Origin of the sequence: Bacillus sp. 007/AIA-02/001 (assembly GCF_004634455.1) — a bacterium.
Classification (GTDB): Bacteria; Bacillota; Bacilli; order Bacillales; family Bacillaceae_G; genus Bacillus_A; species Bacillus_A cereus.
In genome coordinates, this window is record NZ_SEIY01000020.1 from 1 (window position 1) to 13,263 (window position 13,263).

A 13,263-nucleotide genomic window follows, 5' to 3' on the forward strand; every position below is an offset into this window, starting at 1 on the left:
TCTTTTGAAGAAAATTTAGCCATAAAAAATGCACCTCCAATTGTTAATTATGTGTCTAACAATTGGGGTGCACTTCAGTTTGAAGTGTCTTTTTTTGTACGTATGATTTTCGATAAGATGTTATATTTCTAATCTAACAACTATAATACAGAAGAATCATTAACAGCTCACAGCTAGAGTGTAACATATAACAAACATGTTACTTTATGCAATTTTGCATTTTAAAATTATAACGTTGATTGAATAACTTGATCATACGCATCATTATCCCTTACATCCGCCGTACTAATCCCGCTAAACGTTTGTACTTTCATTCCTGTATTTGATGATCCCGATCCATTATAAGCTTTCGTCTTTTCAATCGGCTGTACGTTATATTTATCCCCTACATTAATTGTTCCATTGCAGTTTTCAATAATAACACCTTCCACAACTGCCGGCATTTTGTCACCCACTTTCATTTCTTTACTTTTATTTTATGAAAATCGCCTAGAAAAATAGCATGTTTCAATAAGAAAAAGCACTCAATTTGAGTGCTTTTTCTTTAAGCATAAAGACAAGTTTGGAGACAGTTGACTTCTTCAAAATTTTATTAGGGGTAATATTTTGAAAAAGAAAGCCTTTCATATGTAGGTTAACACCACTGGAATATATAGTAAATTGATAATATTTATACGGAAGATTGCTAATGTTTAGTATAGATAGTTTACACTATGCTAACAGTGAAAACTATCTATACTAATAAAAAAAGGTGCCTTCAAAAAAGACACCTTTCAAAAACAGACACTATAAAACAGAATTATTTATTGTTATACGATTGTTAGATACAAAAAGTAGAGGGAAATGTTTGTATTAAATTCTGCTTTATAAAGTCTGTCTACAAATTATATTGTAATCCTCTTCATTTGAAAAAAAATATAATATGCACAATTGCATACAAAAAGAAAAAGCACTCTATTGAGTGCCTTTTCAACCATTTTACTTTTAATATATCGCTTTGAATATATTGTAACATATGTATCCATATATTTTATTGAGAAAATTCAAAATCCTTTTTCTTTCATTTTCACTTATAAAATCATGTAATATAAAAGGTATGTCAAATTCTTATACAAATTGAGGTGTACTATATTTATGATGTATTTCGGAATTATTCCTCTTATATTATTTATTATTTTTCTTATCTCATATTTAAAAGATCCGCGAAAAATAATAAACGGCTTTTTATTTAATTCCTTTGTCTGTTTTTTCCTTCTTTTTTGTGTGATTATATCTGTAAATTCAAGTAGTGATGTCCTACGCTATATTATAATTTTACCTATTTTAGCACTTCTTATTATGCTTCCTTTCGGTATTGTTGCTTTAATGTTTGGGCTATTTCTTAATGCTAGAATTTTAATGAAGCGAGAAGGAAGACGGTTCACTAACTGTTTAACACTCCTTGCTGCTTTAGGGATGTTATTCTTTATGTTACTCCCTATTATAAACCCAGCAAGTTTGGTCTCATCGCATTTAGAGCCTATTTTTGCAGCTATTTCTCTTATAAGCTTCTATTTCTTTATACACTTATCTAACTTCTTAAGCGCATATTTTTTATACCAATTCAACAGACCAAGACGTAATCAAGATTTCATTATCGTTCTTGGTAGCGGCTTAATTAATGATAAAGTACCACCATTACTTGCAAGCCGCATTAATAAAGCTATCGACTTCTATTGGAAACAAGCAGCTGTAAATACACCACCAACAATTATTTTCTCTGGTGGTCAAGGTCCAGATGAAGGTCTTCCAGAGGCAGAAGCAATGCAAAATTATGCTGTTGAAAAAGGAATTCCTCTTGAACATACGGTGCAAGAAAATCGCTCTGTAAACACATATCAAAATATGTTGTTCTCTAAAGAAATTATGGATTCTTTAAAACCTGAAGGTAAATATAAAAGTATTTTTACCACAAATAATTTCCACCTTTTCCGCGCTGGCATATACGCTAGACAAGCTGGTCTTAATAGCCAAGGAATCGGGTCAAAAACTGCATTTTATTACTGGCCTAACGCAATGATTCGCGAATATGTTGCGATTGTCGTAATGGGACGTAAGCGCCATATGAAAATATGTGGAACTATTTTAGGTTTCGCTTTATTCGTATCAGTACTTAGTTTTATATTTTCTTAATAGCATCCCATCCTTTGAAAGGATGGGATTTCTTATACTGATTTCAAAAATATTTTAAAGATAATATGGTGATAATATTCCCTGCATACATCCATTAAAGGAGAATTTTTTCAAATTAAATGTTAAAATAAAATTTAGGTGTGAATTACGTAACAAATAAGAAACTAGTTTGAAACGAGGAAATTATATGGAGAAAATTATCAAAAACAAGCCCAATAAGCTAAAAATTGCTTCAAAAGCTTTGATGATTATTATTGGGGCATTTATCACAGCGTACGGATTAGAAGCAGTATTAATTCCAAATAACGTATCAGACGGTGGTGTGACTGGTTTAAGTATCGTTAGTTCAAGATTATTTGGATTGCCATTAGGAGCTCTAATCGCAGTTATTAACATTCCTTTCGTTTGGTTAGGGTATAAGCAAATCGGTAAAAGCTTTGCGATTTATTCTATTATCGGAATTGCTTCATTAGCAGTAGGTACCGTTGTCATGCACGGAATACCAGCTATTATTGAAGGCGATACATTATTAGTTACAGTTGTTGGTGGTATTATCATCGGTTTTGGTATGGGACTAGCATTACGTAACGGTGGGGCATTAGATGGAATCGATATGCTTGCTGTATTGCTTTCTCGTAAGTTACCATTTGGAACGAGTGACCTTATTTTATTCTTAAACATGTTCGTATTTATTTTCGTATCAACGGTATTCGGTCTTCAAGGAGCTATCCTTTCGGCAATTGCTTACTTTATCGCTTCGAAAGTGATTCATATCGTTGAAGTTGGTTTAAGTGGTTCAAAAGCATTTAAAATTATTACAAAAGAGCCTGAATTAATGGTAGAAACAATTCGCGATCGTTTAGGCCGAAGTGCAACATATAACGAAGTATACGGTGGTTATTCAAGAGAGAAATTCAAAGAAATTTCATGTGTAATTAACCGTTTAGAAGAAAGTAAAATGAAAGAACTTATTAATGAAATCGATCCACACGCCTTTATTACAGTTTATGACGTAGCAGAAGTAAAAGGCGGTAATTTCAAGAAACGTGATATTCATTAATCGTTATATAAAAGAGGGTGTGCCAAAATTTTAGCACACCCTCTTTTTATTATTAAGTTGCTATCGTTGTCAGTTTTTGTCGGTAAGTCGATATATTTCAATAATCGCTGATATATTTTGAGTTGTGGTCGATATATTCCAATAATCGCTGATATATTTTGAGTTGTGGTCGATATATTCCAATAATCGCTGATATATTTTTACTTCCCCCCTTATGCCTAAATCGTACCAACTGAAAGGGATTAATTCCCATAACAAAAAAAGACCAAAAAGCAATTTACACTTTTCGGTCTCTACACTATCTTCTCTTCGTAATCTTTCCTGAACCACCGACCCTCGTTTTCGGAGGAGATGTATTCCTTGGCGGCGTTTTAATAGATGATTTTGGCTTCACATCTGATCCGCTTGAACCGCCTGGTGTTTTCGTAATTTTCCCCTTGCTTCCAGTAGAAGGTGGGGGCGTCGTATTACTTCCTTTTTCAGTAATACTTCCCTTATCACCTACTGATGGTTTCGAATCTACATTATCGCCTCGCTTAATGATAGATCCTTTCCCTTCCTTCGTAATTGGAGGTGGGGTTTTCTTTTCTTCTTTCGTAGGTGGTCTTTCTGGAATAACTGGTTGATGATTTTGTCTGTCATTATATCCTCGGTAATCACCGGATGATGATCTTTTTGAACCGAATATATCGTTTAATATGCTACCCATAATATATCCTTGCAAGAAGGACGGTTGGTAATTTTGACGGACAAATTCTTTATTACTTATTTCAATTAACGTATCAGATGGTTTCTCTTTATCCTTTTGCAGGTTATAAATCTTATCAGAATAAACGAGGAACATTTGATTTTCGTCTTCTTTAGATGCTTGCTTCGGTTCTCTTTCGTTAATGAGTTCCTTCGCTACTTCAGGAACTGACCGATTGGCGGCCCTATACACGTAAGATTCTTGTTTACCTTCCTTGGCAACAGATTCAAGTGGATAACGGTCTTGAATCGACTTTGTCTGCCCGCCTTGACAACCTGATAAGGCATAACCAGCAACAACAAGTAATATAACGATAGCAAGTATAGGGATTACAAACGATTTAATCATGGTAAACAATCGGTTTGACATGATTACGCCCCCTTACGTTGCTCTTATAATTTGTACATCAGCAGGAATGATTGCTTCTCCCTCATACATCATTGTGCGACCATTTTGCCATTCAATACGCAATAATTTTCGATTGTCTGATTGGAATTCCCATACGTGCTGTTCTTCTGAAGCTGAGAATGGAGTTTTTCCCATAACAACAACACGTCCGTTATATTGTTCTTCCATATGGTACTCGGTATCATCCATTTCAATTGTCGTCGGAATTTCATCAATTGAATCTAAGCGACCATCAATTGGTGTATATAATTTGTAATACGTATTTTCACGATCTTCAATTTTTAAATAACGAATGTCTTTTCCATCTTGCAATGTCAAAACAATTTCCTTACGCGAATGCATACTCGTTTTCCCAATTAATTCATACATAACTAATGACACTTCAATCATATCGCCAGGAGCTAACGTTAAAAGACTCTTTTCCGGCTTCGGTGGCTCTGGGCTTTTCATTATATTTTTAATTCGTTTAAATAAACTCATGATCTACCCCTCCTTTTCTCTTTATAAACAAGCACCTAAAATTAGTGCACCAACAATATGTAATGATCCGGCTAACATCGCATGTGCAACGCTACCTTCTTTCGTACCTTCTTCTAAATCAAGACCAGACATTTTCTTTAATACAAATTCGATAAACATTTCTACCACTAATAAAATAACGAAAGAAACTGCTGAAGCAAGAAGTGCCTGCCATAAGTCATTTGCTTTCGTAATTGATTGGGATAAAATGTACCCTTGTGCAAATAATTTCATAATAAAACGAGTTGTTACAGCTGTATTTCCATTTTTAATTTCTTTTAAATCATTGTATTTTGTAAAAATTGAATCAACCCACATAATTGCAAATAAAAGTACTGCACTCGCTCCAGTCCATACAAGCATGGCAACTACATTCATCCATGTCATTGCAAAACCTCCTCTAAATATAATAGAAAACCGACATGAATATATTTAGACATGTCGGTTCATTTGTCTTTATTCTATATTATTTCTCATACTGCTTCATAATACGAGCTAATTCATCGTCAACAGCAGAATTTTTGTTTAAGCTTGCGAATTCATCATCTAATGATTTTTCTTTCTTATAAACTTCACCGCTTGCTTCTGCTTCAGCCTCTAATTGAAGAGCTTTCTCTTCCATACGGCTTAAACCAGCTTTTGCTGAGTTTGAATCAAATCCAGACATCGCCTGATTAATATTCTTTTGTGCTTTCGCCGCATTTACACGCGCTACAAGTGTCTCACGTTTATTTTTCAGCTCATTTAATTGCTTACGCATTTCTTCTAGCTTTAGGCGCAGGTTATCAGCAGCAGCTTTATTTTGCTCATAGCTTGCTTTATACTCATTCATCTTTTGCTCCGCATTTTGTTTTTCTTCTAGTGCACGGCGCGCAAGATCTAAGTTATTAGCTTGAACAGCCATATGAGCCTGCTCTTCACGTTTTTTCACAAGTGCTTCTTGCTCTTCAAATAATATTTTGAATTTCTTCTCAAGCGCGATTTGAGCTGCTACACTTTTCTCAGCTTCTTGTACATCCGCTTGCATATCGCGTAAATATTGATCAGTCATCTTAACTGGATCTTCCGCTTTTTCAATTAATGAATATACATTCGACATTGTTAAATCTCTTAATCGTTTGAATACAGACATCTAAATTCCTCCTATGATATACCTCATATTTCAAATTCACTACTTGGAAAACTGAAAAATCTCCCTTTACAGTAAAGAATATTCATTTTTACAGCCTATGTGTTTATTATAACAAAACTAATATGTCCTTACATGTTATTTCCAAAATACATCCATTATAATATGACATTCTATATACAATATTGTATTTCTAATATATTCTCATTATCCCTCTTTGAAATTAACTTACTTTTGTGCAATTTCACTAAATTACATAAGTGTAATGTTACTGTAAGCTAACTCGATAGTTGCATTCTGATATTTCTTATACACTAATACCAGAAGCAACAAACAAGCTTCTTCACTTGTAAGCAATAATACAAAAATTGTATTTAATATAAAACATATAAAAGGAGAAATCATCATGAAAAAATTAGTAGGAATCGGATTAGCAGCAGCAATTTCACTTGGAGCATTATCAGGTTGTTCTTTATTAGGAGAGAAAGCGAACGGTTTTGTACTGTACGGCTCAGAAGAACAAGTTCAGCAAATTACAGATAAAAACAAAAAAGAAGTGAAAGAAAAAGACTTCTATAAAATGAAAATGACAACATTAGATGGTAAAAAAGTTCTTGTAATGGATAAGAAAACTGGTGAGGAACTAGTGAAAAAAGAGTTACTTAGCAAAGTTGATGAAAAAGACAACACGAAACCACTTGATAAATTACCAGCTGTAACAACAGAACAAGGTGTATTATTTGCAAAAGAAAAAGTAGAAAATGCTACACTTGATGGAGCGAAATTAAAATATGAAGGCAACACAATTATCGGAAGTGGCCGTGCATATACAGATATGTATGCGATTGTCGATGACGCAACTTACAACAATGTAAAAGGTGATGAAAAATCTGTAGGTGTATTAAAATTTGATAAAGACCCAAGTAAAGAATTCCCTGGTTACAACGGCGTCGAAGCTTCTCAACTTGTAAAAATTAAAAAGTAAAACAAAAAAGCTTTGCGACATTCGCAAAGCTTTTTTCTATTTATTATGAGCAACTTGTTCCATATCTGGACTACAAGTTTTCGACTGACATGACTTATTTAAAGAACATGCTGCGCATTTTCCTTTTTTACTTCTCTTTACAAAATTAACTAACGTGTATGCTGCATAACCAAAAATGATAGCTCCAATTATAATATTGACCATCATTATACATCTCCTTTTAGAATCCTAGTAAAGATCCAACTTGGTATATAATAAGCGTTAATACATAAGCAACAACAAGCGGGTAAACGACTGAGAAAATCGTCCATTTCGCTGATCCTGTTTCACGTTTAATAACAGCCACCGTCGCTAAACATGGAACGTATAATAAAATAAAGAACATAAATGCATAAGCTGATAATGCTGTATAATGTGCTCCCATTACGTTTCCAAGCACATCTTCTTTAACTGCATAAATAATTGCCATTGTTGAAACGACAACTTCCTTCGCTAAAAATCCTGTTAAAAGGGATGCTGCAGCTTGCCACGTTCCAAAGCCGAGCGGTGCAAATAGCGGTGCGATAAATCCACCAATCATCGCTAAGTAACTGTCTCCCATATCAACACCAAATCCTGATGGACCTGCATAGTTTAATAACCAAATGACAACCGAACCACCAAAGATGAATGTACCAGCTTTACGAACAAATCCTTTTCCTTTCTCCCACGTGCTCAGCCATAATGTTTTCGCTTGTGGCACACGGTAAGGCGGTAATTCAATTACGAAAATAGACTTTTCCGCTTTCAAAATCGTAAGAGACATAATTTTTGTAACTAATAACGCAAGAACAATCCCTGCAACATATAAAGAAAATACAACAGTCGCCTGACTATGCGGGAAGAATACGCCCGCAAATAATGCATATACAGGTAATCGTGCTGAACAAGACATAAATGGTGTTACTAAAATGGTAAGTAAACGTTCTTTCTCCTGTTCAATCGTTCTCGCAGCCATAATACCTGGAACGTTACATCCAAAACCGATAATCATCGGAATAAAAGCTTTTCCGTTTAAGCCGAAAAACTCCATAATTCTATCCATAACAACTGCAATTCGCGCCATATACCCTGAGTCTTCTAATAATGAAATGAAAAAGAATAGTGCAAAGATTTGTGGTACGAATACTAATACAGCACCAACACCGGCAATAATACCTTCTGTAACGAGTGCTTGAATAAAATGAGAAGCTCCAATACTTGTAAGTCCAGCCGTCACCCAATCCGTAAGCTGGCCACCAAAAAACTCATCTAACATATCAGATAAAGGTGTACCAATCCACGTAAACGTAACCTGAAAAATAAAAAACATAACTGCTAAAAAGATTGGAAGTCCTAAAATTTTATGTGTAATTAATCTATCAATTTTTTCTGAAAAAGGAATTTTTCCTTCTTTCTCATGCTTCATAACATTTGTTTTTAACTTTTCAATATACGCTTCACGAGTTTTGTAAATGTGCTCTTCTAACGTACAATCAAGTTTTCCTTCTAAGCGAGATCGAATGGCTATGAGTTCCTTATAAATTGGTAATGCTTTCATTTCTTTTTCTACTACTTCGTTATTGCTTAAAAATTGAAGTGCTAACCATCTCGGATGCTCGTAATTCGCTGTCTCTAAAAGAGCAATTACTTCTCCAATTCCTTCATCCATTTGTACACCATATGAAATAAGGAATGGCTTTTTCTCTTTTTTGTCATTTTCTTTAAGAGTCGTAAGCAGTTCTTCACAGCCTTTTCCACTTCTTGCAACAACAGGAACGACTGTTACACCTAATAGTTCTGATAATCGTTTTACATTAATGACAATTCCTCTTTGCTTCGCCACATCAACCATGTTTAAACCAATTGAGACTGGCTTACCAAATTCAAGTAATTGCAACGTTAAATGCATATTTCTTTCAAACTGCGAGGAATCTACGATATTTAACATATGATTAAATTCTTCTGTTAATAGAAAGTTTGTTACAACACCTTCATCACGTGAAACTGGATTTAAATCATAAACACCTGGTAAATCAATTAATGTTCCTTGTCTATCTTTTAATTTACCAACCTTCTTTTCTACTGTTACACCGCTCCAGTTTCCTACATACTCATAAGAACCAGTAAGTGCATTAAATAATGATGTCTTCCCTGTATTCGGATTCCCTAGCAAAGCTACCTTATTCACGCTAATTCCACCTTTATCATTTTCGCGTCACAATGACGAATACTAATTAACTGTCCACGACACTCCAATGTACAAGGACCTTTGAACATCGCTTTCTGTTTCAGGCGAAGTTCGCTTCCTTCAGCAAGACCGAAAGCAGCTAGTCTACGCTTTAATAGCTGATCTAAAGACTGAATACTTTTTACTAACACTTTCTCTCCAATTTTAATATCTACTAAACTCATAACCTTCCCCCTCAGAAGAGAATGATAATTATTTTCAAAAAAATTATACCACACCCAATTTCTCTTGTACTATACCCTTTTGCTTCATATTTATTAACATTTCGCTACAATTCTATTTCAATTATTGTCATACTGTATTCGTTTGCCATTCTCATCCATTTCGCTTACAATAAACAATAGCAAATAAAGAATCTCGTTATCACTGGGGGAGCCATGCCGCTGAGAGGGAACACTTCGTTCCGACCCTTCGAACCTGTTAGTTAATGCTAACGCAGGGATTGTGCAAACGTCCGAAATACATACCTCATTTTTATTTACGTATTTCGTATCCTCCTATGATATCTATTCTTTTTTGTACAACTTGGATTTAGGGGGAGACAACATGCGTAACACTAATTTACAAGCGATGATCGAATCTGCTATTCTTGCAGCCTTCGCCATGATTATCGATATTTTACCATTATCACTTAAACTTCCAACAGGCGGTTCTATCTCATTCGCTATGATTCCTATTTTTATTATTGCTTACCGCTGGGGCTTTAAATCAGCTTTCTTAGGTGGTTTAGTTTGGGGACTATTACAAATAGTCGTGGGGGATGCTTATATTTTAACACCTGTTCAAGCATTCATTGAGTACTTCATTGCCTTTGCTTTTATCGGATTTGCTGGCTTATTCTATCGTCCAATTCAAAAAGCACTTTTAACGTCTAATGAAAATAGTGAAGAACATTCAAGTTTAGGTAGTCGCAATGAAAAACCTTCAGCAAAACAAAACCATGGTAAGAAAATCCTTGTTTACATTATCCTTGCTACATTTGTCGGTAGCTTTGCTCGCTATTTCTGTCACTTTATTGCCGGTATTATTTTCTGGGGACAATATGCGCCGAAAGGTCAATCAGCTGTGTTATATTCATTAATCGTAAATGGAAGTACAATGCTTGGTTCTTTTATTTTATGTACAGTTTTACTTATATTTTTATTCCTCACTTCCCCACGCTTATTCAAAAGCATCAGTGCTTATCAAATGAATACACAAAAAAAGGGCGCTTAATGAGCGCTCTTTTTTCATATCGTAATATTAATTAAAAATACAATAAATGCGCAAAAGAAAATAAATACCATTATACTTAGCCAATTGCTATGCACGGTTCATCGACTCCTTACATAACCTCATTTTCTAACCAGATTATATCGCTTAAAAATAAAGATTAGGTAAAGATAATATGAAAATAAATTAAAAAAAGCGTAGCATGCATTATCTACGCTTTTTTCGGTAAGTAAAAGTAAAATAATACACCGTCTTCTGTATTTTTCACTCCATATTCAGCATCGTGTAATTCTAAAATATTTTTAGAAATAGCAAGCCCAAGTCCCGTCCCACCTTGTGAACGCTGACGAGCTGTATCCACTCGATAAAAACGATCCCAAATTTTATCTAATTGTTCTTCTTCAATGTGAGTACCTTTATTTTCAATGCACACTTTTATACGATCCTTCTCATCTATTGTAGAAATAATAATATCTTCTTTATTTGGTGTATAACGTATGGCATTCGTAATGAAATTCACGATGACTTGTTCAATCCGGCCTTGATTTGCAATCACTTCAAATGAACATATATTTTTATGAACATGAAGTTCTTTTTTCTCTATTTCCACAGATAGATGTTCACATATATCTTCAATTACTGTATCAATATAAAACGAATCCTTTTTCATTTTATATGTACCAGATTCAAATTTAGCTAACTCAAGCATATCCAAAATTAAAGTATCCATTTTGTCTACTTCTCTCTCCATCGCTTGAAAATAATACTCTTTTTTATGCTCAGCTACCCCGTCTTTTAAAATGGAAATACAACTTTTCATAATACTTAGCGGTGTTTTTAATTCATGTGAAACACCAGAAATGAATTCTTTTCGCGTCCTTTCTAACTTTCTTTCCTTTTCAATATCTTCTTCTAACTGTCCAATATGGGAATGGAGTTTATTTGATAGCACATTAATATTTTTCGATAAATCTCCAATTTCATCTTTTGAAGTAATCGGTATTTTTTCTGTAAAATCTAATTGTGCTATTTTCTTCGTCGTATCATTTATTTTTAATAACGGTTTGGCAATTTGTTTTGAGTAATAGAACGAAGCTAAAAAAATAAGAACAACTACAAATGCAATGATATAGATATAGTAATCTTGCACCATTTGTACAGCTTCATCTACGGGCTGTAAAGAAGCCATCGCATAAATATATGTTACTGATCCGTCTTTTTCTATTGGCTTGATTAATAATTTATATTTAATATCATTTTTTTCATAGTCCATTGTTTGTGTTGTATATTGTATGGGCTTGCTCTCTTTTAATAATAAATTAGTTTGAAATTCTTTTATGCTATCTAAGAAGATGCCATTTTTATAAATTGGATTCACAGGACCTTTTACATCTGGTAACTGTACTTTTGTAACACGTCCTCCTATGTAAACGCCTAATTCCTGAGCAGCTTGCTCCTGAACAGCTGGTTTCTTTTCCTTAACAAGTTGTTCCTCAACTGCTCTCTTTTTCTCCTCATTTAATTTGCTCATTTTCTCATTAAATGCTTTTTCTAACGGTTTATTAGATCCACTTAAATTCTGCTTAGATAAAGAAAAAGAGAATGGAATAAAACTATCTTCTTTTCTCACTCCAGAAAAATAAATTTCTTGCCCTAAAAACTGCTCTGATAATTTATTATCAATTTCCTCTATATTGACGAGATTACCTAAGGGAATTTTAAATATTTGTTGTCCAAAGCTCTTTTGTTGCCTACGATCTATCGTTACTTCAAAATAAAAATCATCTGCATGTTTTAAATTCCCGTTCTCATCTAATGTCGTAATCCACGTATTATTTTCTCTTAAAAAGTCTTGCTCTAGTTTCTGAATTTCTTCTGCATTTCCTGCATAATTTAAATAATTCTTCTCAAAAGAATTTAAATTCACTTTAATATCTTCCACTTTTCGATTCGCATAATATTGTTTAAAAAATATCGTTTGTCCAATAAATATCGTCGCTAAAATCAACATACATAATGCTGTTGTAAGAGTAAATAATTTTAGTACAATTCCTTTCTTCATACATTCCCCTCAAATTTATAACCAGTTCGTACTACAGTTGTAATATACTTTGCTTTCTCTCCTAATTTATTTCTTAAATTACGAATATGGCTATTCACCGTTCGATCATCGCCAGCAAATTCATATCCCCAAATTCTTGAAATGAGTTGCTCTCGCGTTAAAACGATTCCTTGATTTTTCATGAAATACACCAATATTTCAAACTCCGTATGCGTTAAACTAACATCTGCCTCATCAACAGTAACAGTACGCGACGGAAAATGGACATGGATGCCATGAATCGATAACGTATCATCTTCGTTCTCTAAAGGTTTCTTCGATGCTTTTCTACTTTCTAATAATCGTTTCGCTCTTGCTAATAAAATTGGAGGACTATACGGCTTCGTCACATAGTCATCTGCTCCAAGTTCAAAACCAAGTAACGTATCGTCTTCATCTACACGCGCCGTCAGCATAATAATAGGCACCTCGGACGTCTTCCTAATCCTTCGGCAAACAGACCATCCATCGAGTTCTGGCAACATAATATCTAAAATAACTAAATCAACCTCTTCTTCTTCAAATACAACTAAAGCCTCTTTCCCGTCCCTCGCTTCAAACACTACATATTGTTCACTTAAAAAATAATCTTTTAATATTTCACGTAATATGTCTTCATCTTCAACAATTAAAATGTTTTTTGACATAACTTATATATCC

Annotated in this window: 14 protein-coding genes and 1 riboswitch; of the genes, 4 read left to right on the top strand and 10 right to left on the bottom strand. The window is 33.9% G+C overall.

Features of this window, described 5'->3' with window-relative positions; genetic code table 11:
* Window positions 1-227: 227 nt before the first annotated feature.
* Complete coding sequence (locus ES895_RS25105) at window positions 228-461, bottom strand: spore germination protein (RefSeq protein ID WP_002062565.1); 234 nt, start codon at window positions 459-461, stop codon at window positions 228-230.
* Window positions 462-1,134: 673 nt separating this feature from the next.
* On the opposite strand from ES895_RS25105, the gene ES895_RS25110 reads away from it, so the two are divergent.
* Both ES895_RS25110 and ES895_RS25115 read left to right on the top strand, forming a co-directional pair.
* Window positions 1,135-2,172 carry a YdcF family protein gene (locus tag ES895_RS25110; protein ID WP_000990102.1) on the top strand — a complete coding sequence of 346 codons (1,038 nt, stop codon included), beginning with the start codon at window positions 1,135-1,137 and terminating at the stop codon, window positions 2,170-2,172.
* A 187-nt stretch (window positions 2,173-2,359) separates the two neighbouring features.
* The gene (locus ES895_RS25115) at window positions 2,360-3,232 is read left to right on the top strand and encodes a YitT family protein (RefSeq protein WP_000411244.1); all 873 of its coding nucleotides are present in this window, start codon (window positions 2,360-2,362) and stop codon (window positions 3,230-3,232) included.
* 298 nt (window positions 3,233-3,530) lie between these two features.
* Here the strand turns inward: ES895_RS25115 and ES895_RS25120 are convergent, their stop codons facing one another.
* The 4 genes from ES895_RS25120 to ES895_RS25135 form a co-directional block, all read right to left on the bottom strand.
* Entirely contained in the window at window positions 3,531-4,349 is an 819-nt protein-coding gene (locus ES895_RS25120) for a DUF4247 domain-containing protein (protein WP_000071185.1), read from the bottom strand.
* Between the two features lie 12 nt (window positions 4,350-4,361).
* Complete coding sequence (locus ES895_RS25125) at window positions 4,362-4,868, bottom strand: DUF4178 domain-containing protein (RefSeq protein WP_000051744.1); 507 nt, start codon at window positions 4,866-4,868, stop codon at window positions 4,362-4,364.
* 21 nt (window positions 4,869-4,889) lie between these two features.
* Window positions 4,890-5,294 (bottom strand): DUF350 domain-containing protein, encoded by a 405-nt coding sequence (locus tag ES895_RS25130; RefSeq protein WP_000220087.1) that lies wholly within the window; start codon window positions 5,292-5,294, stop codon window positions 4,890-4,892.
* A 79-nt stretch (window positions 5,295-5,373) separates the two neighbouring features.
* Window positions 5,374-6,039 (bottom strand): PspA/IM30 family protein, encoded by a 666-nt coding sequence (locus ES895_RS25135; protein ID WP_000110280.1) that lies wholly within the window; start codon window positions 6,037-6,039, stop codon window positions 5,374-5,376.
* A gap of 403 nt (window positions 6,040-6,442) precedes the next feature.
* On the opposite strand from ES895_RS25135, the gene ES895_RS25140 reads away from it, so the two are divergent.
* The gene (locus ES895_RS25140) at window positions 6,443-7,021 is read left to right on the top strand and encodes a lipoprotein BA_5634 family protein (protein WP_000737502.1); all 579 of its coding nucleotides are present in this window, start codon (window positions 6,443-6,445) and stop codon (window positions 7,019-7,021) included.
* Window positions 7,022-7,057: 36 nt separating this feature from the next.
* Here the strand turns inward: ES895_RS25140 and ES895_RS25145 are convergent, their stop codons facing one another.
* From ES895_RS25145 to ES895_RS25155, 3 genes are read right to left on the bottom strand one after another with little or no spacing between them, the layout of a single operon-like run.
* Entirely contained in the window at window positions 7,058-7,228 is a 171-nt protein-coding gene (locus ES895_RS25145; RefSeq protein ID WP_000989593.1) for a FeoB-associated Cys-rich membrane protein, read from the bottom strand.
* Between the two features lie 13 nt (window positions 7,229-7,241).
* The gene (feoB, locus tag ES895_RS25150) at window positions 7,242-9,230 is read right to left on the bottom strand and encodes a ferrous iron transport protein B (RefSeq protein WP_070757021.1); all 1,989 of its coding nucleotides are present in this window, start codon (window positions 9,228-9,230) and stop codon (window positions 7,242-7,244) included.
* Entirely contained in the window at window positions 9,227-9,454 is a 228-nt protein-coding gene (locus tag ES895_RS25155; protein ID WP_000060512.1) for a FeoA family protein, read from the bottom strand. Before ES895_RS25155 ends, feoB begins: the two co-directional genes overlap by 4 nt.
* A gap of 194 nt (window positions 9,455-9,648) precedes the next feature.
* Window positions 9,649-9,750: riboswitch (TPP riboswitch) on the top strand.
* 86 nt (window positions 9,751-9,836) lie between these two features.
* Here ES895_RS25155 and thiT point away from each other — a divergent pair.
* Window positions 9,837-10,505 (top strand): energy-coupled thiamine transporter ThiT, encoded by a 669-nt coding sequence (thiT, locus tag ES895_RS25160; protein WP_001246585.1) that lies wholly within the window; start codon window positions 9,837-9,839, stop codon window positions 10,503-10,505.
* Between the two features lie 208 nt (window positions 10,506-10,713).
* On the opposite strand, the gene ES895_RS25165 is transcribed toward thiT, so the two are convergent.
* Together ES895_RS25165 and ES895_RS25170 are read right to left on the bottom strand one after the other, a co-directional pair.
* The gene (locus tag ES895_RS25165) at window positions 10,714-12,564 is read right to left on the bottom strand and encodes a sensor histidine kinase (RefSeq protein ID WP_135238732.1); all 1,851 of its coding nucleotides are present in this window, start codon (window positions 12,562-12,564) and stop codon (window positions 10,714-10,716) included.
* Window positions 12,561-13,250: a response regulator transcription factor gene (locus tag ES895_RS25170; RefSeq protein ID WP_000041848.1), complete on the bottom strand. Its 690-nt coding sequence runs from the start codon at window positions 13,248-13,250 to the stop codon at window positions 12,561-12,563. The genes ES895_RS25165 and ES895_RS25170 overlap by 4 nt, the downstream gene beginning before the upstream one ends.
* Window positions 13,251-13,263: the final 13 nt, after the last annotated feature.

What these genes read in the sequence shown, in the direction of transcription:
- ES895_RS25165 (WP_135238732.1), bottom strand. Translation starts at nt 12,564, where the DNA reads ATGAAGAAAGGAATTGTACTAAAATTATTTACTCTTACAACAGCATTA.
- ES895_RS25105 (WP_002062565.1), bottom strand. Translation starts at nt 461, where the DNA reads ATGAAAGTGGGTGACAAAATGCCGGCAGTTGTGGAAGGTGTTATTATT.
- ES895_RS25170 (WP_000041848.1), bottom strand. Translation starts at nt 13,250, where the DNA reads ATGTCAAAAAACATTTTAATTGTTGAAGATGAAGACATATTACGTGAA.
- ES895_RS25140 (WP_000737502.1), top strand. Translation starts at nt 6,443, where the DNA reads ATGAAAAAATTAGTAGGAATCGGATTAGCAGCAGCAATTTCACTTGGA.
- ES895_RS25145 (WP_000989593.1), bottom strand. Translation starts at nt 7,228, where the DNA reads ATGATGGTCAATATTATAATTGGAGCTATCATTTTTGGTTATGCAGCA.
- thiT (WP_001246585.1), top strand. Translation starts at nt 9,837, where the DNA reads ATGCGTAACACTAATTTACAAGCGATGATCGAATCTGCTATTCTTGCA.
- ES895_RS25110 (WP_000990102.1), top strand. Translation starts at nt 1,135, where the DNA reads ATGATGTATTTCGGAATTATTCCTCTTATATTATTTATTATTTTTCTT.
- ES895_RS25135 (WP_000110280.1), bottom strand. Translation starts at nt 6,039, where the DNA reads ATGTCTGTATTCAAACGATTAAGAGATTTAACAATGTCGAATGTATAT.
- ES895_RS25115 (WP_000411244.1), top strand. Translation starts at nt 2,360, where the DNA reads ATGGAGAAAATTATCAAAAACAAGCCCAATAAGCTAAAAATTGCTTCA.
- ES895_RS25125 (WP_000051744.1), bottom strand. Translation starts at nt 4,868, where the DNA reads ATGAGTTTATTTAAACGAATTAAAAATATAATGAAAAGCCCAGAGCCA.
- ES895_RS25155 (WP_000060512.1), bottom strand. Translation starts at nt 9,454, where the DNA reads ATGAGTTTAGTAGATATTAAAATTGGAGAGAAAGTGTTAGTAAAAAGT.
- ES895_RS25120 (WP_000071185.1), bottom strand. Translation starts at nt 4,349, where the DNA reads ATGTCAAACCGATTGTTTACCATGATTAAATCGTTTGTAATCCCTATA.
- ES895_RS25130 (WP_000220087.1), bottom strand. Translation starts at nt 5,294, where the DNA reads ATGACATGGATGAATGTAGTTGCCATGCTTGTATGGACTGGAGCGAGT.